This is a genomic window from Streptacidiphilus sp. PB12-B1b, from assembly GCF_014084125.1.
Taxonomy (GTDB): Bacteria; Actinomycetota; Actinomycetes; order Streptomycetales; family Streptomycetaceae; genus Streptacidiphilus.
Genome location: NZ_CP048405.1, coordinates 6181805 through 6202805 on the forward strand (window position 1 = coordinate 6181805; position 21001 = coordinate 6202805).

The 21001-nt window shown below is 74.8% G+C and carries 17 protein-coding genes and 1 pseudogene; 6 read left to right on the top strand and 12 right to left on the bottom strand.

Annotated elements, in window-relative coordinates:
• The first annotated feature begins 77 nt into the window (after positions 1 to 77).
• The 4 genes from GXW83_RS26760 (at position 78) to GXW83_RS26775 (ending at position 4091) form a co-directional block, all read left to right on the top strand.
• Positions 78 to 818 (top strand): amino acid ABC transporter ATP-binding protein, encoded by a 741-nt coding sequence (locus GXW83_RS26760; protein WP_182445625.1) that lies wholly within the window; start codon positions 78 to 80, stop codon positions 816 to 818.
• Positions 819 to 976: 158 nt separating this feature from the next.
• Positions 977 to 2578: an FAD-dependent monooxygenase gene (locus GXW83_RS26765; protein WP_182445626.1), complete on the top strand. Its 1602-nt coding sequence runs from the start codon at positions 977 to 979 to the stop codon at positions 2576 to 2578.
• A gap of 437 nt (positions 2579 to 3015) precedes the next feature.
• Entirely contained in the window at positions 3016 to 3585 is a 570-nt protein-coding gene (locus GXW83_RS26770; RefSeq protein ID WP_225447275.1) for a cysteine dioxygenase, read from the top strand.
• A 2-nt stretch (positions 3586 to 3587) separates the two neighbouring features.
• Positions 3588 to 4091, top strand: coding sequence for a rhodanese-like domain-containing protein (locus GXW83_RS26775; RefSeq protein WP_182445627.1), 504 nt, complete (start codon positions 3588 to 3590; stop codon positions 4089 to 4091).
• A 63-nt stretch (positions 4092 to 4154) separates the two neighbouring features.
• Here GXW83_RS26775 and rny read toward each other — a convergent pair whose 3' ends face one another.
• From rny to GXW83_RS26805, 6 genes are all read right to left on the bottom strand, one after another.
• A complete protein-coding gene (gene rny, locus GXW83_RS26780; RefSeq protein WP_182445628.1) occupies positions 4155 to 5555 on the bottom strand; it encodes a ribonuclease Y in 1401 nt (466 codons plus the stop codon).
• A 152-nt stretch (positions 5556 to 5707) separates the two neighbouring features.
• Complete coding sequence (gene recX / locus GXW83_RS26785; protein WP_182445629.1) at positions 5708 to 6460, bottom strand: recombination regulator RecX; 753 nt, start codon at positions 6458 to 6460, stop codon at positions 5708 to 5710.
• Between the two features lie 2 nt (positions 6461 to 6462).
• Positions 6463 to 7638: a recombinase RecA gene (recA, locus tag GXW83_RS26790; RefSeq protein ID WP_182445630.1), complete on the bottom strand. Its 1176-nt coding sequence runs from the start codon at positions 7636 to 7638 to the stop codon at positions 6463 to 6465.
• Between the two features lie 188 nt (positions 7639 to 7826).
• A complete protein-coding gene (locus tag GXW83_RS26795; protein WP_182445631.1) occupies positions 7827 to 8021 on the bottom strand; it encodes a DUF3046 domain-containing protein in 195 nt (64 codons plus the stop codon).
• A gap of 37 nt (positions 8022 to 8058) precedes the next feature.
• Positions 8059 to 8181: a hypothetical protein gene (locus GXW83_RS26800; protein ID WP_370466776.1), complete on the bottom strand. Its 123-nt coding sequence runs from the start codon at positions 8179 to 8181 to the stop codon at positions 8059 to 8061.
• 43 nt (positions 8182 to 8224) lie between these two features.
• Positions 8225 to 9847 (bottom strand): MFS transporter, encoded by a 1623-nt coding sequence (locus tag GXW83_RS26805; protein ID WP_182445632.1) that lies wholly within the window; start codon positions 9845 to 9847, stop codon positions 8225 to 8227.
• Positions 9848 to 10018: 171 nt separating this feature from the next.
• Between GXW83_RS26805 and GXW83_RS26810 the strand changes: the two genes are divergently transcribed.
• The gene (locus tag GXW83_RS26810; RefSeq protein ID WP_182445633.1) at positions 10019 to 10672 is read left to right on the top strand and encodes a TetR/AcrR family transcriptional regulator; all 654 of its coding nucleotides are present in this window, start codon (positions 10019 to 10021) and stop codon (positions 10670 to 10672) included.
• A 33-nt stretch (positions 10673 to 10705) separates the two neighbouring features.
• Here GXW83_RS26810 and GXW83_RS26815 read toward each other — a convergent pair whose 3' ends face one another.
• A complete protein-coding gene (locus tag GXW83_RS26815; protein WP_182445634.1) occupies positions 10706 to 12181 on the bottom strand; it encodes a S8 family serine peptidase in 1476 nt (491 codons plus the stop codon).
• Between the two features lie 231 nt (positions 12182 to 12412).
• On the opposite strand from GXW83_RS26815, the pseudogene GXW83_RS26820 reads away from it, so the two are divergent.
• A pseudogene (locus GXW83_RS26820) lies at positions 12413 to 17211 on the top strand (ATP-dependent helicase).
• Here GXW83_RS26820 and GXW83_RS26825 read toward each other — a convergent pair.
• From GXW83_RS26825 to rimO, 5 genes are all read right to left on the bottom strand, one after another.
• Positions 17140 to 17385: a hypothetical protein gene (locus tag GXW83_RS26825; protein WP_182445635.1), complete on the bottom strand. Its 246-nt coding sequence runs from the start codon at positions 17383 to 17385 to the stop codon at positions 17140 to 17142. The pseudogene GXW83_RS26820 and the gene GXW83_RS26825 sit on opposite strands and share 72 nt — an antisense overlap.
• A gap of 242 nt (positions 17386 to 17627) precedes the next feature.
• Positions 17628 to 17984: a helix-turn-helix domain-containing protein gene (locus tag GXW83_RS26830; RefSeq protein WP_182445636.1), complete on the bottom strand. Its 357-nt coding sequence runs from the start codon at positions 17982 to 17984 to the stop codon at positions 17628 to 17630.
• 64 nt (positions 17985 to 18048) lie between these two features.
• Positions 18049 to 18633, bottom strand: a complete 585-nt coding sequence (locus GXW83_RS26835; protein WP_370466897.1) for a CinA family protein — start codon at positions 18631 to 18633, stop codon at positions 18049 to 18051.
• Positions 18634 to 18650: 17 nt separating this feature from the next.
• Positions 18651 to 19268 carry a CDP-diacylglycerol--glycerol-3-phosphate 3-phosphatidyltransferase gene (gene pgsA, locus GXW83_RS26840; RefSeq protein ID WP_225447556.1) on the bottom strand — a complete coding sequence of 206 codons (618 nt, stop codon included), beginning with the start codon at positions 19266 to 19268 and terminating at the stop codon, positions 18651 to 18653.
• Positions 19269 to 19348: 80 nt separating this feature from the next.
• Positions 19349 to 20839 carry a 30S ribosomal protein S12 methylthiotransferase RimO gene (gene rimO / locus GXW83_RS26845; protein WP_182445639.1) on the bottom strand — a complete coding sequence of 497 codons (1491 nt, stop codon included), beginning with the start codon at positions 20837 to 20839 and terminating at the stop codon, positions 19349 to 19351.
• Positions 20840 to 21001: the final 162 nt, after the last annotated feature.

The following is a 21001-nucleotide window of genomic DNA, read 5'->3' on the forward strand; positions in this document are numbered from 1 at the left end:
AGGCATATGGTTGTCAGGAGGAACAGCCAGGGGCACTCATGACATGCCGGCCCCGCGACCTGTCACGGGGGGCCCGCATGGCGCAGCGTGCTGCTGCCGATGCCCCCATGCTGGTGCAGCTGAGGGGCGTCAACAAGCACGTCGGCATGGTGCAGGTGTTGAACGACATCGACCTGGACCTGGCCCGGGGCGAGATCGTGGCCGTGCTCGGCCCGGCCGGCTCGGGAAAGTCCACGCTCTGCCGCGCCATCAACGGCGCCGAGCGGATCGACTCCGGCCGGATCACCGTCGACGGGCAGCCGCTGCCCCGACGCGGCCGGGAGCTGGCGCGCGTCCGCGCGGGCATCGGCGGGGTCTTCGAGCCGTTCAACCTGGTCGCCTGCCGCACCGTGCTGGAGAACGTCACCGCCGGGCGGCTGGCCTGGTGGAAGGCGGCCGCGCCCGGCGCCCGCCGCCGGGCCGACGCGCTGCTGGAGCGGGTCGGGGCGGCCGAGCACGCGGCCAAGTACCCGTGGGAGCTGTCCGAGGAGCAGCAGCAGCGGGTGGCCACCGCCCGGGCCCTGGCCCGCGACCCCAAGCTGATGCTGTTCGACGGGCCCAACCCGGCGCTCTCGGCAGAGCTGGCCCGCAGCCTGGCCGACGACGGCCTCGGCCTGCTGCTCGCCACCGACCGGCCCGCACTGGCCCGCTCCGCAGCCGACCGCGTGGTCTTCATGGACGGCGGGCGGATCCTCGAACAGTCCCCGCCGAGCGAGTTCTTCACCGTGCCCCGCACCGTACGGGCCCGGGACTTCCTGGCCCGCGCCCACGACAGCTGACCCCCTTCCCGTCCGCCCGCCGAGGGCGCGCGGGCCTGGCGCGCCACGAACCGGCGTACAACCGACGCTGCTTGACGCCACACCAGCTGATCTGTTGCAGTGCTCGGTATGACTGGCGCAGCCCTGGGCGAAACCCGCAGGTCCACGGAGGGACGTCCGTGGACCCCGTGATCATCGTCGGCGCCGGGCCGGTGGGACTCACCCTGGCCCTGGCGCTCGCCCGCCACCAGGTGCCGAGCATCGTCCTGGACGAGGGCAGCGGGGTCTGCCCCGAGGGCGTGCGCTCCAGCGTGCTGCGCGCCGACACCGCCGCCCTGCTCACCCGCGTCGGCTACCAGCGGGTCGCCGCCGACGGACGCGGCTGGACCGGCTGGCGGACCCAGCGCCGCGGCCGCGAGCTGATCCACCTGCCGCTGGCCCCCGGCGAGGCGGTGCACCTCTCGCAGCACCGGCTGCAACGCGGGCTGCGGGACGCGGTGTCGGCCACCCCGCTGATCCAGCTGGTCCACGACTCCGCCGTGGTCGAGTTCGAGCAGGACCAGGACGGCGTCAACGTCCGTACCGCGCGCACCTGGTGGCGCGGAAGCCACCTGGTCGGCTGCGACGGCCCGCGCTCGGGCGTGCGCAAGCAGCTCAAGGTGCGCTTCCCCGGGCACGCCGCCGCCGACCACTACGCCGTCGCCACCATCCGCGCCGACCTGCCGCTGCCCGGCGAGGCCCGGCTGCACCGCGACCCGCCCCGCTCCCCGGGCGCGCGCGAGGTCACCGCCCGGCCGCTGCCGGACGGCGTCTGGAGGCTCGACTGGCGGCTGCCGGTGCGCCAGGCGCCGCTCACCCCCGACGCCCTGATCGAACACCTGCGCTCGGCCCTGGCCGACTGGAACGACGGCGCGGTGCCGCCGTACGAGCTGATCTCCACCGCCGACCACGTCGTCCAGCAGCGCCTGGCCACCCGCTTCCAGCTCGGCCGCGCCTTCCTGGCCGGCGACGCCGCGCACCTGCTCGGCTCGCTCGGCATGCAGAACCTGGACGAGGGCCTGCGCGACGCCGACAACCTCGCCTGGAAACTCGCCCTGGTCTGGCACAACTGCGCCACCGAGCGGCTGCTCGCCAGCTACCAGCAGGAGCGGCGCGCCGCCGTCATCGCCCGGCTGCGCTCGGCGGACCAGGCCAGGCCGCTGCTGCAGCCCAGCACCCCGCTGCTGGAGGTGCGCCGCAGCGTCCTCTCCGGCTCGCTGCGGCGCAACGCCACCCTGCTCTCCGACGGCAGCCTGGGCACCGGGCGGCTGGGCTCGGCCCCCGCCTACCCGGGCGCCGGGCGGGCCGCGCTCAGCCCGAACCTGCCGCCGACCAGCCCCGGGGTGCTCGTCCCCGACGTCCCGGTGGTGACCGCCGACGGCGCCACCGACCGGCTCCGGGCCAGGCTCGGACGCGGCTTCCTGGTGGTGCTGGTCGCCCCGGGCACGGCGGTGTGGGCCAGCGACTACTGGCTCGGCGCCGGGCTGATGCCGCAGCTCACCGAGGCCACCCGGGCGCTGCCGCTGCCGGCGGAGCTGCTGGTGACCGAGGAGTACCCGACCGCGGCCCCGCACACGGTGCTGCTGATCCGCCCGGACGGGCACCTGGTCGCCGCGCTGCGCGGCTGCCACCCGGACGACCTGTGGACCCTGGCCGACCGCGCCCGGGGCGGCTCCGCCGACCTGCCGCTGCCGCGCACCGACACCGTCGCCGCCGCCCGCGTCCCCGCCGACCGCCCTTGACGATCTTGCAGGCCCGTGCTTCACTGGCGCCCATGCGGCAGCAGTACAGGTGGCTCCGGCCACTCGGTGTCTCGGCGGAGGGCTCAAGCGTCGCCCCCCGGGATGTAGGCATGCTGTCCGCGAGCCCCCTGACCGGCATCGTCCTGGTGCGTCGCACCCATCTGGACCTGGTCAGGTACCTCGGCTCGCTCTGTACACCCGGCTAGCCGAACGCTAGCCGACGAGCCCCCGCGCCCTCTGCGCGGCCGGGCCCGTCCCCCTTCACCCGCGCCTTCACCGCACGGCACCGCGCATCCGCGCGGGCGTCCGCGTATCCGCACCCCCCGCACAGCCACCGCGCAGCGCCGCGCGCGACCGGCTGCGCGACCGTGCACCCGCGCCCACACGCCCCTGGGCAGTCCGGCACACCCCGAACGCCATCGCCGAAGGACTCTGCCTTGTCCGAGACCCTCACCCGAGCGGATTCCGCGCCAGAAGCGGACCAGCCCGCCGCCGCCGACCGCCCCGCCCGGGAGGACGTCCCCGCCCTCGCCGACATGCTCGCCTTCGCCCGGGCAGCCGCGGCCGACCCCGAGGTGATCAGCCGGCTCCCGCTCCACCCCGAGGAGCGCACCTGGGTACGGCTCGAAGGCCCGGGCGGCTGCGAGGCATGGCTCATCGGCTGGCCGCCCGGCTCCGAGACCGGCTGGCACGACCACGGCGGCTCCAGCGGCGCGTTCGTCACCGCCGAGGGCGAGCTCAGCGAGCTCTCGCTGGGCGTGCCCATCCCCACCGACGGCTGGCGCAGCCTGGAGCTGGAGGACGGCGTCGACCGGCAGCGCAGCCTGCCCGCGGGCACCGGCCGGGCCTTCGGCGCGCACCACGTCCACCAGGTGGTCAACCCCTCGGACGACCGGCACGCCGTCTCGGTGCACTGCTACTACCCACCGCTGCCCAAGATGCGGCGCTACGCCCGCAGCGGCGACGTGCTGCGGCTGTCCCAGGTCGAGATCCCCGAGGAGTGGTGACCGTGCCCGAGCCAGGCACGCCGCCGGGCGGCACCGAACCGCGCGGCACCGAACCGCGCGGCACCGAACCGCGCGGCATCGACGGGCTGATCGAGCGGGAGCGCGCCCGGCTCGACCGGCTGACGCCGCAGCAGGCCGCCGAGGCGGTCCGGACGCACGGCGCGCTGCTGGTGGACATCCGCTACGCCGCGCTCCGCGACCGGGACGGCACCATCCCCGGGGCGGTGATCGTCGAACGCAACGAGCTGGAGTGGCGGCTCGACCCGCGCGGCGACCACCGGCTGCCCGAGGCCACCGGGGACGACCTGTGGGCGGTGGTGGTCTGCAACGAGGGCTACGCCTCCAGCCTGGCCGCGCGCTCGCTGCACGCCCTCGGCCTGCACCGGGCCACCGACCTGGTCGGCGGCTTCCAGGCGTGGGCGGCGGCCGGGCTGCCGGTCACCGCCCCGGTGCCGGGAGCGCCGGTCCCGCTGTCCGCGCCGATCAGCGGCTGGTCTGCGAGCTGATCCGCCGGGCCGGGCCCGGCCTGGCGCCATGGCCAGGGCCTGGCACCGCCGGGGCGGTGCGGCTCAGCGGGCGAACTCCGTCGCCCGGCTCTCGCGTATCACCGTGATCCGGATCTGGCCCGGGTAGGTCAGCTCCTCCTCGACCTGCTTGGCCACGTCCCGCGCGATCACCTGCGCCTGCAGGTCGTCCACGGCGTCCGGGAGCACCATCACCCGGACCTCGCGCCCGGCCTGCATGGCGAACACCTTGTGCACCCCCTGGTGGCCCCGGGCGATCGACTCCAGCCGCTCCAGCCGCCGCGTGTACAGCTCCAGCGACTCCCGCCGCGCCCCCGGACGGCCGCCCGAGCAGGCGTCGGCCGCCTGCGTCAGCACCGCCTCCAGGGTCTGCGGCGCGACCTCGTTGTGATGCGCCTCTATCGCGTGCACCACGTCCTCGGACTCGCCGTAGCGCCGGGCCAGCTCGGCGCCGATCAGCGCATGGCTGCCCTCCACCTCGTGCGTCAGCGCCTTGCCGATGTCGTGCAGCAGGGTGCAGCGCCGCACCAGCGCGGCGTCGGCCCGCAGCTCCGCCGCCATCATCCCGGCGATGTGCGCCGACTCCAGCAGGTGCCCCAGGACGTTCTGCCCGTACGAGGTCCGGAAGCGCAACCGGCCCAGCAGCCGCACCAGTTCGGGGTGCATGTCGGTGATGCCGACCTGCTCCAGCGCGTCCTCCCCCGCGCGCGAGCAGACCCGCTCCACCTCGACCAGGCTGCGCTCGTACATCTCCTCGATCCGCAGCGGATGGATCCGGCCGTCCGAGATCAGCGCCTCCAGCGTCAGCCGCCCCACCTCGCGGCGCACCGGGTCGAAGCAGGACAGCACCACCAGCTCCGGCGTCTCGTCGATCACCAGGTTCACCCCGGTGACCGCCTCGAACGAGCGGATGTTGCGGCCCTCGCGGCCGATGATCCGGCCCTTCATGTCGTCGCCGGGCAGCCGCACCGCGGTCACCACCGCATCCGCGGTCTGCTCGACCGCGACCCGCTGCACCGCCGTGGCGACGATCTCGCGCGCCCGGGACTCCGCCTCGGCCTGCGCCCGCGACTCGATCTCCCGCGCGCTGCGCACCGCCTCGCGCTTGGCCTGCTCCTCGATCGTCCGGACCAGCTCGGCGCGCGCGGCGGCGGCCGTCAGCCCGGCGATGCGCTCCAGTTCGAGCCGCCGCTCGGTCTCGGCGCGGGCCTGCTCGGCCCGCAGCTCCTCGCGCCGGCGGGCCAGCGCCGCCTGCGCCTCGGCCGTCTCGACGGCGCTCTCGCGCAACCGCCGCTGCTCGGCATCGAGCATCGCCTCCCGCTCGGCGCCGCGCTGCTCACGGCGTTCGCACTCGGCGACCCGTTCGCGTGCACCGCGCAGCAGCAGCCAGCCCATCAGCAGCACGGCCACGAGGACGACCGTGCCCGCAGCAAGCGCGATCTCCATCGGCCATCCCCCTGCTTCGCTCCTCCAAGGGATCGCGGGCATGCCGAAGGAACACATCCCAGCTCAGCAGCGCCCGCAGTGATCCCTCACTACGGGTGAGACTAGGTCCAGGTTACGAAACGGTCAAGATAACGACCCAATCTGATCGACTGTTACCAGCCTTCTCCCAGGCCCTCGTCAGGCAGGCCCTCGTCAGGGTTCCCCTCCTCGTCCAGGGCCTGCCGGACCACCCGCAGCGCCAGGCCCTCGGAGTAGCCGCGCCGGGCGAGCATCCCGGCCAGCCGACGGATCCGCACCTGGCGGTCGAGGCCGGACGTCGAGCGCAGCTTGCGCTCCACCAGCGCCCGGGCCGTGGCCGCCTCCTGCTCGGGATCGAGCCGGGCGACCGCCTCGGCGACCACCGCGTTGTCCACGCCCCGGCTGCGCAGCTCGGTCGCCAGCGCTCGGCGGGCCAGCCCCCGGCCCCGGTGCCGGGACTCCACCCAGGCCCCGGCGAAGGCCGCGTCGTCGATCAGCCCGACCTCCTGGTAGCGGGAGAGCACCTCGTCGGCGACCTCCTGCGGGATGTCGCGCTTGCGCAGCGCCTCGGCGAGCTGCCCCCTGGTCTTGGCCGACCCGGTGAGCAGCCGCAGGCAGATCGCCCGCGCCCGCTCCGCCGGATCGACCGGCCCCCGCGCCTCCGGCGGCGACTGCGGCTCCACCCGGCGCTCCGACCGCCACCCCGACCGAGGCTGTGACCGGCGCTCCGGCCGGGGCTCCGGCCCGGGCCGGTCGAAGCCGTCGGGCTCCTCGAAGCCCTCCGGCTCCTCGAAGCCGTCGTCTCCGTCGGCGGGGAGGGCGGTGAGCTCCTCCCCGCCGACGCCGTTGGCGCACCAGTCGAGCGGCCCCCAGGCGTCCTGTGCCACCGTCAGCCCTTGGCCGCCGCGGGCTCGGCCGCGACCACCGGGGCCGCCGCGGCGGCGGGCTCGGCCGGGGCGGCGGCAGCAGCCGCGGCCGCCTTCGCCTTGCTGGCGCGCGTGGTGACCGACTTGACCACCGGGGTGATCTCCTTCACCGTCGGCGCGCCGTCGGCGTCGGCGGCCGGCTTGCGCGGACCGACGCCCAGCTTCTCCTTGATCTTGTTCTCGATCTCGTCGGCCAGGTCGGGGTTGTCGCGCAGGAAGTTGCGGGCGTTCTCCTTGCCCTGCCCGAGCTGGTCGCCCTCGTAGGTGTACCAGGCACCGGCCTTGCGGACGAAGCCCTGCTCCACGCCCATGTCGATCAGGCCGCCCTCGCGGCTGATGCCCTGGCCGTAGATGATGTCGAACTCGGCCTGCTTGAAGGGGCTGGCGACCTTGTTCTTGACCACCTTCACCCTGGTCCGGTTGCCGACCGCCTCGGTGCCGTCCTTCAGCGTCTCGATCCGGCGGATGTCCAGCCGGACGGAGGCGTAGAACTTCAGCGCCCGGCCACCGGTGGTGGTCTCCGGGCTTCCGAACATCACCCCGACCTTCTCCCGGAGCTGGTTGATGAAGATGGCGGTGGTCTTGGACTGGCTCAGCGCGCCGGTGATCTTGCGCAGGGCCTGGCTCATCAGCCGGGCCTGCAGACCGACGTGGGAGTCGCCCATCTCGCCCTCGATCTCGGCCCGGGGCACCAGCGCGGCGACGGAGTCGATCACGATCAGGTCGACCGCGCCGGAGCGGATCAGCATGTCGGTGATCTCCAGCGCCTGCTCGCCGGTGTCCGGCTGGGAGACCAGCAGCGCGTCGGTGTCCACGCCGAGCTTCTTGGCGTAGTCCGGGTCGAGGGCGTGCTCGGCGTCGATGAAGGCGACGATGCCGCCGGCCTTCTGCGCGTTGGCGACCGCGTGCAGTGTGAGGGTCGTCTTACCGCTGCTCTCCGGTCCGTAGACCTCGACCACCCGGCCGCGCGGCAGGCCGCCGACGCCGAGGGCGATGTCGAGGGCGATCGATCCGGTGGGGATCACCTCGATCGGGGCGCGCGACTCGTCGCCGAGGCGCATGACGGAGCCCTTGCCGAACTGCCGTTCAATCTGGGCGAGCGCGGTCTCAAGAGCCCGCTCGCGGTCGTTCGCTGCCATTGATTCCACCCTGGGGGTCTGTGCTGAGCGCTTCATCACCAAAGACGCTAGCGCGCGCCACTGACAATCGTCCCCGAAGGGGCCTGAGCCTGTGGATAACTCGCCGCCGCCCAGTATAAGGAACATCAGTTCGAATCAGCGGCCGCCGACCGTCCGGACCGCTCCGTGTCGGGCCCCGGCCCGGGCGATCAGCGCTGCGAGGCGGGCAGATCCATGGCCGTGCACACCGCGCGCCAGACGTCCTTGGCCTCCCAGCCGGCGTCCAGGGCCTGCCACACGGTGCGTCCGCCCAGCTCGGTCATGACGTGGTCGCGGGCGAAGCTGTCGGCGTAGGAGGAGCCGAAGTGGTCGTTCATCTTCTTCCAGAACTCCGTCAGACGCATGGTCCGATGGTAGGCGAGCCCACGGACAGCCCGGCGGTCAGACCAGCCGGACCAGGGCGGTGACCACCACCGCCACCAGCACCACGACCAGGAACGGCGCGCACCGCCACAGCGCCACCCCGGCGGCGGCCAGGCCGAGCGCGCGGGCGTCCAGGGTCATCGGCCCTCCTGCCTGCATCCTCGCACCGCTGCCGACAGGCCGGTCAGTGCGCGGGCACCGGCCGCGGACCGGCGTCGGCGCCGTCCTCGGAGCCGGCCAGCGCGCTGGCGTGCAGGTCGCTGCGGCGGATCAGCAGGAAGCCGATGACGGCGGCGACGGCGGCGATGCCGGCGCCGACCATCAGCACCTGGTCCAGGCTGTGGACGAAGGCGGTCCGGGCGGCCTCGGCCACCGGCCGGGCGATCCGCGCGGGCAGGGTGCGGGCGAGCTGGTCGCCGCCGCCGGAGGCCACCGCCCGGCCGGCGGCACGGGCCTGCGGGCCCAGCTCGCGCCCGGCCGCGGAGGCGGAGAACTGGCTGGTCACCCGGGACTGGAAGAGCGCGCCGAGCCCGGCGATGCCGATGGCGATGCCGACCTGCTGGAAGGTCTCGCCCATGCCCGCCGCCATCCCGGCGCGGCCGGGCTCGACGACGGCGATGGAGAGCGAGGCCCGGGGCGGGTTGAACATGCCCATTCCGGCGCCGGTGACGATCATGCTGGGCAGCAGCGCCGTCCACGAGCTGTCGACGGTGACCAGCGAGACCAGGGCCAGCCCGGCGGCGATCAGCGTGAGCGACACCCCGACCAGGATGCGCGGCGCGATCCGCACGGTGAGGCTGCCGGTGACGGCGGCGACCACGAACAGCGTCAGCGTCATCGGCAGGTAGCGCACGCCCGCCGTCAGCGGCGAGGCCCCGAGCACGTTCTGCATGTACGAGACCTGAAGGAAGATCGCCGACATCCCGGCGGCGTTGGAGAGCAGGGTGGCGGCGGAGATGCCGTTGAAGGTGCGGATGCGGAACAGCGACAGGTCGAGCATGGCGTGCTCCCCGGCCCGGCGCTCGATGACGGCGAACAGCGCCAGCAGCGCCGCCGCGCCGGTGAACATGGCCAGGATCGGGGCGCTGGTCCAGCCCTGGTCCTCACCCCGCAGGAAGCCCAGGACCAGCAGGATCAGGGCGGTGGAGAAGGTGACCAGCCCGGCCCGGTCGACCCGGTGCGCACCCGGCTCGACCGACTCCCGCAACCGCAGGCCGCCCAGGACCATGGCGACGATCCCGATCGGGACGTTGACCAGGAAGATCCACCGCCAGCTGAGCCCCTGGGTGAGGCTGCCGCCGATGAGCGGGCCGAAGGCGATGGCCAGCCCGGAGACGCCGCCGAAGACCCCGAAGGCCATGGCCCGGTCCTTGCCGCGGAACTCCTGTCCGAGCAGGGCCGGGCCGACCGCGAACAGCACGGCCGCGCCGACGCCCTGGGCGCCGCGGGCGAGGTTGAGCGCGAGGATGCCGGGGGCGGCGCCGGCCGCCAGCGAGGAGAGGGTGAAGATGGCGAATCCGGCGGTGAAGACGCGCTTGCGGCCCAGCCGGTCGGCCAGCGATCCGCCGGTGAGCAGGAAGGCGGCCAGGGTGAGCGCGTAGGCGTCCAGCACCCACTGCAGGTCGGAGAAGCCGGCGTGCAGGGCGGTGCGCAGGTCGGGCAGGGCGACGTTCACCACGGTGAGGTCGAGCATCAGCATGAAGGTGGCGATCGACACGATCGCCAGCGTCCACCAGCGGTTTCCGCTCGGTGCGGGGTCCGCCGGTACCGGCGGCCCGGCGGTCGTGGAGGTGGTGACGGCAGACATGGCTGTCCCCTTAGAGGGTGCGTCGGCAGGAGGTGAAGAATGCGAGTCAACGCTCGCATTCAGTGGGCCGAGAATACGAGTCATTGCTCGCATTAGTCAATGCGCCTAGAATTGCGCCAGGCCCGAGGGGCCGGACCAGGGACGAGCGGGGGCAGGCGGCGGGTGGAGAGCGTGGCGCAGCAGGCGGAGACCGCGCGGACGGAGCGCCCCCAGGCCACGGCCGCCCCCCGGAAGCGCCAGGCGCGCGGCGAGCGCCGGATGGCGGAGCTGCTGCGCGCGGCGGGCGAGGTCTTCGCCCAGTCCGGCTACTCGGCCGCGACCACCAACGCCATCGCCGCCCGGGCGGGCGTCTCCCCCGGCACGCTCTACCAGTACTTCCCCAACAAGGACGCCATCGCCGACGCGGTCGCCGAGCAGTACACCACCGAGCTGCGCGCGGTCATGGACAGCGTCCTCGGCAGCGCCCCGCAGGGGATGCCGCTGCCCGAGCTGCTGGACGTGATCATCGACCCGCTGGTCGCGTTCCACATCGCCCACCCGGCCTGCATCGTGCTGTTCGTCGGCCCGGACTCGCCGCAGCACCTCACCGAGCTGCACCTGCCGCTGCACGCCGCCATGCTGGAGCGGATCGGGGCGCTGCTCGCCGTGCTGGCCCCGCAGCTCCCGGCCGAGCGGCTGCAGCGCTCTGCCGAGGTGGCGGTGCACATGTTCAAGGGCGTGATGCCGCTGGTGCTGGCCTCCGCGCCGCAGGACCGGCCGGCCTACGTCGCCGAGCTGAAGCTCACCTTCGAGGGCTACTTCGGCCTGCTGCTCGACCTGCCCTGACCGCCGCTCCCGTGGGCCCGCCCCGAGCCCGGCTCAGTGGCGCGGGACCTCGACCATCCCGTAGCCGAAGTACGCCCCGCCCAGGCAGTCCGGGCCGGTGAGCCGGCCGGAGGGGCAGTCCACCCGCAGCGCCGCGGCCTCCAGGTCGTGCGCCACCTCGGCGCTGCCCGCGCCGGGGTGCAGCGCCGCCTCGACCGCCGCCGCGCCGCTGACCGCGGCCGCCGCCATGGACGTCCCGGCCAGTGCCGCGTAGCCGCCGCCGGGCCAGTCGGAGACCACGGCCTGGCCCGGGCCGCCGTCCGGGTCGCCGCCGGGGGCGGCCAACTGCACCTGTCCGGCACCCCAGTTGGAGTATCCGGCCAGGTTGCCGTCGCGGTCCACGGCGGTCACGTCCAGCACCCCGGGCAGCCCGCCGGGCAGCCGGATGCACTCCGGGCCCAGGTGGCGGACGGACGGCCGGACGCTGTCCGCGTGGTCGTTGGGGCTGCGGTCGTCGGTGCGGGCCGCGCCCAGGTTCTGCGCGTCGTTCCCGGCCGAGGCGACCACGACCGCGCCCCGGCCCTGGGCGTAGCCGACGGCCCGGCCGACGGCGGCGATGATGGCCGCCTGGTCGGCGTTCTCCGGGCAGTTGTACTTCCACGGGTCGGCGAAGTAGCTGTCGTTGATCACCCGGGCGCCGTGGTCGGCGGCCCACAGGAAGCCGCAGACCATGTTCTCGCCGTAGTACTGCCCGACGCCGCCGAGCAGCCGGACCGCCGCGATCCGCACGCCCGGCGCGATCCCGGCCACCCCGTCGCCAGGGCGGTCGGCGGCGATGATGCCGCTGACGTGGGTGCCGTGGCCGCTCTCGCCCACCGCCGGGTCGGGCCGCCAGGCGCCCGGGCTGGTGTCCGGGGCACCGGTCGCGCAGGAGGCGGAGCGGCTGGGATCGACGGCGGCGCGCAGGTCCGGATGGGTGTCGTCGACGCCCGAGTCGAGCACGGCGACGACGGTGTCGTGCAGCTGGGCGCGGTCGGCCGAGGCCCCGCCCATCATCCGCAGGCCCCACTGCGGGCGTCCGTGCGGATCGGCGGCGGCGGGCACGTCGTCGGCCGGGAGCAGCGGCGCGGGCCTGCCGTCGGCGGACCGGCGCGGCACCCCGGGCGCGGGCAGCCGCGCCCAGGCCCGGCCCTGCGGTTCGGGCAGCGGGACGGTGTGGCTGGCCCCGGCGGCGGCGATGTCGGGCTGGGCGCGCAGCCGGGTGACGAAGCCGGCGCCGGGGCCGTCCGCGAGCACCACGCCGATCTGCGGGTAGGTCCGGGCGACCCGGCCGCCGGCGGCCTGGACGGCGGCCTGTGCGGCGGGAATGCCGGCCGGGCCGTCCTCGCGGGCGACCACCAGGTAGGGCAGGTAGGCGCGGGCGGTGCCGCCGATGTACGGCACGGCGCCGCTGAGCAGGAGCACCGCCAGCACCAGCACGATCCCGCAGCGGGCGAGCGGAAGGGAGTGGCTTCGCTGACTGGGCCGCACTCACGCCTCCACTGCTCGGGAACCCGCGGGACTCCCGACCCAGGCCGGGATATTCATACAATATGGGTGGATATGTGATCACGCTCGCGCTTGCCGCCGCCCGGTACCGCCGCAGTCGCCCGGTCAGCAGTCGCCTTGTCAGTGGTGCGGTGCACCATGGGAGGCATGGCCGGACCGAAGACCCCGCGCGGGCACACCCCCCGCCCGCCCGAAGCCGTCGAGCAGGACCCGATGGCCGGCTTCTCCGCGCCCGCGCGGGCCTGGTTCACCGGCGCCTTCCCCGCGCCCACCGACGCCCAGTCGGGCGCCTGGCGGGCCATCAGCGAGGGCTCCGACGTGCTGGTGGTCGCCCCCACCGGCTCCGGCAAGACCCTCGCCGCGTTCCTCTCCGCACTGGACCGGCTCTCCGTCACACCACCACCCGCGCAGCCGCTCAAGCGCTGCCGGGTGCTCTACGTCTCCCCGCTGAAGGCCCTGGCTGTGGACGTCCAGCGCAATCTGCGCGCGCCCCTGGCCGGGCTGCGGCAGGCCGCCATCCGGCTCGGGCTGCCCGAGCCGGAGATCGAGGTCGGCATCCGCTCGGGCGACACCCCCGCCGCCGAACGGCGGCGTTTCGCCACCCACCCGCCGGACATCCTGATCACCACCCCCGAGTCGCTGTTCCTGCTCCTCACCTCCGCCGCCCGCGAGGCGCTGCGCGGCGTGGAGACGGTCATCCTGGACGAGGTGCACGCCGTCGCCGGGACCAAGCGCGGCGCGCACCTGGCGCTCTCGCTGGAGCGGCTGGACGAACTGCTGCCCGCGCCCGCCCGCCGGATCGGCCTGTCGGCCACCGTCCGCCCGGTGGACGAGGTCGCCCAGTGGCTGCGCAGCGGCAGCCCCGACCCGCAGCACCGGATGACGATCGTTCAGCCGCCCTCGCAGAAGCGCTTCGACCTGTCCGTGGTGGTCCCGGTCGAGGACCTGGGCGAGCTGTCCGGCGGCCGCCCCGGCGAGGAGAACCCGGAGCAGTCGTCCTCGATCTGGCCGCACGTCGAGGAGCGGATCACCGACCTGATCCAGGCGCACCGCTCCACCATCGTCTTCGCCAACTCCCGCCGCCTGGCCGAGCGGCTGTGCGGGCGGCTGAACGAGATCGCCCACGAGCGGGCCACCGGCGAGACGCTGCCGCACCCCGGATCGCCCGCCCGGCTGATGGCCCAGGCGGGGTCGTCCCGGGCGGCCCCACCGGTGCTGGCCCGGGCCCACCACGGCTCGGTCTCCAAGGAGCAGCGCGCCGACGTCGAGGAGCAGCTGAAGTCCGGTCAGCTGCCGGCCGTCGTCGCCACCTCCAGCCTGGAGCTGGGCATCGACATGGGCGCGGTGGACCTGGTCGTCCAGGTGGAGTCGCCGCCCTCGGTGGCGTCCGGGCTGCAACGGGTCGGCCGGGCCGGGCACCAGGTCGGCGCGGTCTCCACCGGCGTGGTCTTCCCCAAGTACCGCGGCGACCTGGTGCAGTCCGCGGTGGTCACCGAGCGGATGGCGGCCGGCGCGATCGAGGCGCTGCGGATCCCGCGCAACCCGCTGGACGTCCTGGCCCAGCAGATCGTCGCCATGACCGCCCTGGACACCTGGGACGTGGACGAGCTGCTGGCGCTGGTCCGGCGGGCCGCGCCGTTCGCCGCGCTGCCGCAGTCGGCCTTCGACTCGGTGCTGGACATGCTGGCCGGGCGCTACCCCTCGGACGCCTTCGCCGAGCTGCGCCCGCGCGTGGTCTGGGACCGGGTGGCGGGCACCGTCACCGGCCGCCCCGGGGCGCAGCGGCTGGCGGTGACCTCCGGCGGCACCATCCCGGACCGCGGCCTGTTCGGCGTCTTCCTGGCCGGGGCCGACCCCAAGAAGGGCGGCGGCCGGGTCGGCGAGCTGGACGAGGAGATGGTCTACGAGTCGCGGGTGGGCGACGTCTTCACCCTCGGTACGTCCTCCTGGCGGATCGAGGACATCACCCACGACAAGGTGCTGGTCTCCCCCGCGCCCGGGGTTCCGGGCAAGCTGCCGTTCTGGCACGGCGACTCGCTGGGCCGCCCGCTGGAGCTGGGCCGGGCCGTGGGCGCGTTCCTGCGCGAGCTGGGCGGCCTGGACGAGGCCGCCGCCACGGCCAGGCTGGGCGCGGCCGGGCTCGACGGCTGGGCGGCGTCCAACCTGCTCTCCTACCTGGCCGAGCAGCGCCAGGCCACCGGCCACCTGCCGGACGACCGCACCATCGTGGTGGAGCGCTTCCGGGACGAGCTGGGCGACTGGCGGATCGTCGTCCACTCCCCCTTCGGGGCGCAGGTGCACGCCCCCTGGGCGCTGGCGCTGGGGGCGCGGCTGGCCGAGCGGCACGGCCTGGACGCCCAGGTGATGCACGCCGACGACGGCATCGTCCTGCGGCTGCCCGACGCCGACCTGCTGGACTTCCCCGACCTGGACGACGACCCCGGCGCCCCGGGCGGCGGCCGGGGCGCCGGGCCCGCCGAGGAGGCCCCGATCGGGGCGGACGCCGCCGTGTTCGACCCGGCGGAGATCGAGCAGACCGTCACCGAGCAGGTCGGCGGCTCCGCCCTGTTCGCCTCCCGCTTCCGCGAGTGCGCCGCCCGCGCCCTGCTGCTGCCCCGGCGCAACCCCGGGCGCCGCACCCCGCTGTGGCAGCAGCGCCAGCGCTCGGCGCAGCTGCTGCAGGTCGCCGCCGAGTTCGGCTCGTTCCCGATCGTGCTGGAGGCCGTCCGCGAGTGCCTGCAGGACGTCTTCGACGTGCCCGGCCTGGTCGAGCTGATGACCGACATCGAGTCGCGCCGGGTCCGGCTGGTCGAGGTCACCACCCCGGAGCCCTCGCCGTTCGCCCGCTCGCTGCTGTTCGGCTACGTCGCCCAGTTCCTGTACGAGGGCGACTCGCCGCTGGCCGAGCGGCGCGCCGCCGCCCTGGCGCTGGACTCCCGGCTGCTGGCCGAGCTGCTCGGCCAGGCCGAGCTGCGCGAGCTGCTGGACCCGGCCGTCCTGGCCGAGCTGGAGGCCGAGCTGCAGCGGCTCACCCCGGAGCGCCGGATCAAGGACGCCGAGGGCCTGGCCGACGCGCTGCGGCTGCTCGGCCCGCTGACCCCCGCCGAGCTGGAGCAGCGCGGCTGCGAGCCGCCGTGGCCCGGGGAGCTGGAGTCCGCACGGCGGATCATCGGCGTGCGGATCGCGGGCGAACAGCACTGGGCCGCCGTCGAGGACGCCGGGCGGCTGCGCGACGCCCTGGGCACCCCCTGCCGGTGGGCGTCCCCGAGGCGTTCACCGAGCCGGTCAAGGACCCGCTCGGGGACCTGCTGGCCCGGTACGCCCGCACCCACGGCCCGTTCGCCGCAGCCGAGGCCGCCGCCCGCTTCGGCCTGGGCCCGGCCGTGGTGCAGGGCGCTCTGCAACGGCTGGCCGTCACCGGCCGCCTGGTCCAGGGCGAGTTCCGGCCGGGCGGGGCAGGTGCGGAGTGGTGCGACAGCGAGGTGCTGCGGCGCCTGAGGCGGCGCTCGCTGGCCGCGCTGCGGCACGAGGTCGAACCGGTGCCGCCGCGCGCGCTGGCCGCGTTCCTGCCGCAGTGGCAGCACCTGGGCAGCCACCGGCTGCGCGGGGTGGACGGGCTGCTGCGGGTGGTCGAGCAGCTCCAGGGCGCGCTGGTGCCCGCCTCCGCGCTGGAGCGGACCGTGCTGCCCTCCCGGGTGAGCGACTACACCCCGGCGCTGCTGGACGAGCTGACCGCCTCCGGCGAGGTGCTGTGGTCCGGCGCGGGGGCGCTGCCCGGCAAGGACGGCTGGGTGTCGCTCTGCCCGGCGGACTCCGCCCCACTGCTGCGGCCCGCCCCGCTGCCGCTGGAGCTCGGCCCGCTGCACCAGGCCCTGCTGGCGGCGCTGGCGCCCGGCTACGGGCTGTTCTTCCGGCAGCTGGCCGAGCAGGTGCAGCAGCAGGGCCTGACGCCCGCACCGCCCGAGCTGGCCGCCGCGCTGTGGGATCTCGCCTGGTCCGGACATCTCACCAATGACACCCTGGCGCCGCTGCGCTCGCTGCTGGGCTCCGGGCGCACGCCCGGCTCCACCGCGCACCGCGCGCCCCGCTCCGCGCCCCGCCCGCGCTACGGCTCCGCCCGGCCCGCGCCGCGCTCCACCGCGCTGCCCACCACCGCCGGGCGCTGGTCGCTGCTGCCCGCGCCGCTGGCCGACCCGACGCAGCGGGCCCACGCACTGGCGCAGACCCTGCTGGACCGGCACGGCGTGGTCACCCGCGGCGCGGCCCAGGCGGAGCGGGCCCCGGGCGGCTTCGCGGGCGTCTACCGGGTGCTGGCGGCGTTCGAGGAGAACGGCCGGGTCCGGCGCGGCTACGTGGTCGAGGGGCTGGGCGCGGCCCAGTTCGCCGGTGACGGCGCCATCGACCGCCTGCGCGCCGTCAGCGCCGCCCTCACCACCGCCGCCGAGGCCGGCCCGACCGGTTCGGACGCCGGCGGCTACGGCCCCGAGGGCTTCGGCCGGACCGGCGGACAGCGCGGCCCCGGCGGCCCGAGCAACGGCGGCAGCGGCCCGGACAGCTTCGGCGCAGGCGGAGACGGCAGCGGGGGCTTCGGCCGGGCCGGTGGCAGCGGCGGGTACGGCCGGGCCGGGGAGGCGGGGGCGGCCGGGCTGGTGCTGGCGGCTGCTGATCCGGCCAACGCCTACGGTGCGGCCCTGCCCTGGCCGGAGGCCCCGACTGCGGCTGCCTCCGGCCACAAGCCGGGCCGCAAGGCGGGCTCGCTGGTGGTCCTCCTCGACGGCGAGCTGACCTGCTACCTCGAACGCGGCGGCCGCTCCCTGCTCTCCTGGGCGCCGACCCCGCAGGCCCTGGCCAGGGCCTGCGCCGCGCTCGCCCGGGGCCTGCAGGACGGCCTGCTGCCGGATCTCACCATCGAGCGGATCAACGGGGAGCCCGCGCTCACCTCAGAGCTCGGTGCCGCCTTCGAGGCCGCCGGGTTCCACCCCACCCCCAAGGGGCTCAGGCTGCGGCGCTGAGCGGGCCCGGGCCAGCCGCCGGGTGCTGTGGATCGGCAGCAGGCTGAGCGTCCAGCCGCCGGCGAACAGCAGGCCCACGCCGTGCGGCGAGCCGAGCACACCCGCCAGCAGCAGCCACCACAGCCCGCCGGTCAGCAGCAGCGCCGCCGCCCAGCCGAGCGGGCGGCGCCGCACCGACGGTCGGAGCCTCCGGGACCACAACAGAGCACACCACCTCGCGGTCCAGGGGCGGGCCCCCGCCGTGCGAGGGCGCGGAGACGACCCGACACGGGGACAGAAATTTCATCCTAAGCGTATTCCGGCAATTCCGACATGCGAGACACTCCGGACAGAATCCTCAGCGAGCGCTCCCGCAACGCACCGATGGCCCCGTCCCGTTCGGGAGGGGGCCATCGGCACACGATGCGAGGAGGGGGTCAGGCGGCGACGACATCCATCGCGCTGGCCTTGGGCATGAGCGAGGGCATCCGCTCGGAGGCCCCGGCGGGCACCGTCACCGGCTCCACCAGAACCGGGCGGACCGGCTCGCTCGCGGCGAGTTCGGCGAGCGACAACTCGTCGCTGACCTCGCGCATCACCTCGGACATCCGCACGTCCAGGGCGTAACAGATGGCGGAGAGCAGCTCGGAAGAGGCTTCCTTCTGGCCGCGCTCGACCTCGGACAGGTAGCCGAGGGAGACCCGCGCAGCAGCAGAGACCTCGCGCAGGGTGCGGCCCTGGCGCTGGCGCTGCCGACGCAGGACGTCACCCAGCAGACGACGGAGCAGGATCATCGGTGGCTCCCTCCTTGGACCGCGGCTCGACACGTCACTGCCCCACCGTACCGCTTGAGCCGCATCACGTGCGGGGAGCCCGGTCGTGTTCACTCTGGGCTGTATCCATGGCCCCTCCCCTGATGTTCGCGGTATGGACGCTGGAGCTTTCCGGTGCGTCACTTGTCCTATTCCCGGCGGGACCACTCCCACTAACCCCTGGGGAGCGCACAGCATCGCCCAGAAGTTCGAGGGCGGCCCGCACAGCCCTTCGTCGGATTGTGGCACGGCCCGGAGACAGCCGGAGCGAAGAGTGGGATAGTCCCCCCGGTCCAGCGACCGCAAGGTGTACCGTGCCCACCGGCTGCCCGTCCTGCGGGTCGGGACCGGCAACGCCGGTGGTGGCGACGCCGTAGTCGGCGCCCAGGAGCCGACGCACGCCCTCGGCCATCTCCCCGGCGACCCGCGCGTCCACCGCCCCTCGATCGGCCAACAGCTCCGCGTCCACGCCCAGCACGGACGCCTTGAGGTCGGTCGCGTAGGCGGTCACCGAGCCCCGGAACGCGCGGGAGGCGCCCGGCACGGCCACCAGCTCCGCCGCCAGCAGGCCCCCGGTCAGCGACTCGGCCACGGCCACGGTCGCCCCGGCCCGCTCCAGCGCGGCCAGCACCCCGGCGGCGTCGGCGGTCACGCGCCCTCGCCTCTGGCCCGGGCCAGGCCCGCCCGGCGCAGCTCCACGGCCTGCTTCACGTAGTCCAGGCCGGTCACCACGGTCAGGATCACGGCCACGCCCATCAGCCAGGCCCGGGCAGTGGCCAGCGGGCCGGTCAGCACCAGCACGTACATGCCCACGGCGATGCCCTGGGTCAGCGTCTTGATCTTGCCGCCGCGGCTGGCCGGGATGACGCCGTGCCGGATCACCCAGAAGCGCATCAGGGTGATCCCGATCTCACGGACCAGGATGACGATCGTCACCCACCAGGCGAGATCGCCCAGCGCCGACAGCGCGACCAGGGCGGTGCCCATGATGGCCTTGTCCGCGATCGGGTCGGCGATCTTGCCGAAGTCGCTGACCAGGTTCATCCGCCGGGCCAGCTCGCCGTCGAAGAGATCGGTGATCATGGCGATGGCGAAGGCGGCCCAGGCCACCGAGCGCCACTTGGGGTCGTGCCCGCCGCCGGCGAGCAGCAGCAGCGCGAAGACCGGCACGATCAGCAGCCGGACCATGGTCAGCAGGTTGGGGATGTTCCACAGGCTGGGCTGTGGCGTCCCGGACGGCCCGGCGGCGACGGCCACGGGTACCACGGCCTCCGGTTCGGCGGTCGCACCGTTGTGGGCGCCGCCCGCGAGGCCGCGGCCTCTGGCTCCCCCCTCCGAGCCTGATGTCACGCGCCCACCCCGAGACCGAGCGGCTCGGCGACCAGATCGACGCCCTCGCTCGCCACCACCTTGGCGGCGACCAGGTCGCCGACCCGCACCGCGTCCGGAGCGCACAGCAGCGTGGTGCTGCCGTCCGTCTCCGGGGCCTGGTGGTCGGCCCGGCCGACCACGCCGTCCTCCTCGTCGATGGACTCCACCAGCACCGTCACGCTGCTGCCGATCCGCTCCTCGGCCCGCCGCGCGGTCACCTCCTCGGCGAGGCGGCTGATCTTCGCCAGCCGCTCGGCGACCACGTCCTCGGGCAGCTTGCCCTCGTAGGTCGCCGCCTCGGTGCCGTCCTCGTCGGAGTAGCCGAAGACGCCGATGGCGTCCAGCCGGGCGTGGGTGATGAAGCGTTCCAGCTCGGCCAGGTCCGCCTCGGTCTCGCCGGGGAAGCCGACGATGAAGTTGGACCGGGCCCCCGCCTCGGGGGCCTTGGCGCGGATGTCGTCCAGCAGCCCGAGGAACCGGTCGGTGTCGCCGAAGCGGCGCATCCGGCGCAGCACCTCCGGCGCGGAGTGCTGGAAGGACAGGTCGAAGTAGGGCACCACGCCCGGCGTCGAGGTCAGCGCCTCGACCAGGCCCGGGCGCATCTCGGCGGGCTGCAGGTAGCTCACCCGCACCCGCTCGACGCCGTCGATCGCGGCGATCTCCGGCAGCAGCGTCTCCAGGAGACGAATGTCACCCAGGTCCTTGCCGTACGAGGTGTTGTTCTCGCTGACCAGCATCACCTCGCGGACGCCCTGCCCGGCCAGCCAGCGGGCCTCGTTCAGCACGTCCGAGGGGCGGCGGGAGAGGAACGACCCGCGGAACGCGGGGATGGCGCAGAAGGAGCAGCGGCGGTCGCAGCCGGACGCCAGCTTCACCGAGGCGACCGGGCTGTCGTCCAGCCGACGGCGCAGCGTCCGCGGCCCGGAGACCGGCGCGACGCCCTCCGGCAGGTCCGCGATCGGCGCCTCCGGCGGGGTCTCGGCGGCGCCCCCGTGCCCGGGCACGGCGACCGCCCCGCCCTCGGCGGCCTGCTGCCGCTCGACCGGGCTCAGCGGCAGGAGCTTGCGGCGGTCCCGGGGGGCGTGCGAGGTGTGGCGTCCGCCGGAGAGGATGGTCTGGAGCCGGTCGGTGATGTCGGCGTAGTCGTCGAAGCCGAGCACGGCGTCGGCCTCCGGCAGCGCCTCGGCCAGCTCCTTGCCGTACCGCTCGGCCATGCACCCGACGGCGACGACGGCCTGGGTGCGGCCGTGGCCCTTCAGGTCGGACGCCTCCAGCAGGGCGTCCACGGAGTCCTTCTTGGCGGCCTCGACGAAGCCGCAGGTGTTGACGACGGCGATGTCGGCCTCGGCGGCGTCGTGGACGAGTTCCCAGCCGTCGGCCTCCAGGCGCCCGGCGAGTTCCTCGGAATCGACCTCGTTTCGGGCGCATCCAAGGGTGACAAGGGCGACTGTGCGGCGTTCGGACATGACGCCAAGATTACCGAGGTTTTGACGCGGGTGGCGCGAGGGTCCCGAGAGCGGCCCCCACCAGCCCCAACCGGGGGTCCGGGGGTCGCCCCCCGGGGCATGGAGCACCAAGGTTTTGACGCGGGTGGCGCGAGGGTCCCGAGAGCGGCCCCCACCAGCCCC

Excerpts from the sequence above, each read along its gene's own strand:
- GXW83_RS26760 (WP_182445625.1), top strand. The coding sequence starts at position 78 with ATGGCGCAGCGTGCTGCTGCCGATGCCCCCATGCTGGTGCAGCTGAGG.
- rny (WP_182445628.1), bottom strand. The coding sequence starts at position 5,555 with ATGGAGATCGCGCTTGCTGCGGGCACGGTCGTCCTCGTGGCCGTGCTG.
- recA (WP_182445630.1), bottom strand. The coding sequence starts at position 7,638 with ATGGCAGCGAACGACCGCGAGCGGGCTCTTGAGACCGCGCTCGCCCAG.
- GXW83_RS26795 (WP_182445631.1), bottom strand. The coding sequence starts at position 8,021 with ATGCGTCTGACGGAGTTCTGGAAGAAGATGAACGACCACTTCGGCTCC.
- GXW83_RS26800 (WP_370466776.1), bottom strand. The coding sequence starts at position 8,181 with ATGACCCTGGACGCCCGCGCGCTCGGCCTGGCCGCCGCCGGGGTGGCG.
- GXW83_RS26805 (WP_182445632.1), bottom strand. The coding sequence starts at position 9,847 with ATGTCTGCCGTCACCACCTCCACGACCGCCGGGCCGCCGGTACCGGCG.
- GXW83_RS26830 (WP_182445636.1), bottom strand. The coding sequence starts at position 17,984 with ATGATCCTGCTCCGTCGTCTGCTGGGTGACGTCCTGCGTCGGCAGCGC.
- rimO (WP_182445639.1), bottom strand. The coding sequence starts at position 20,839 with ATGTCCGAACGCCGCACAGTCGCCCTTGTCACCCTTGGATGCGCCCGA.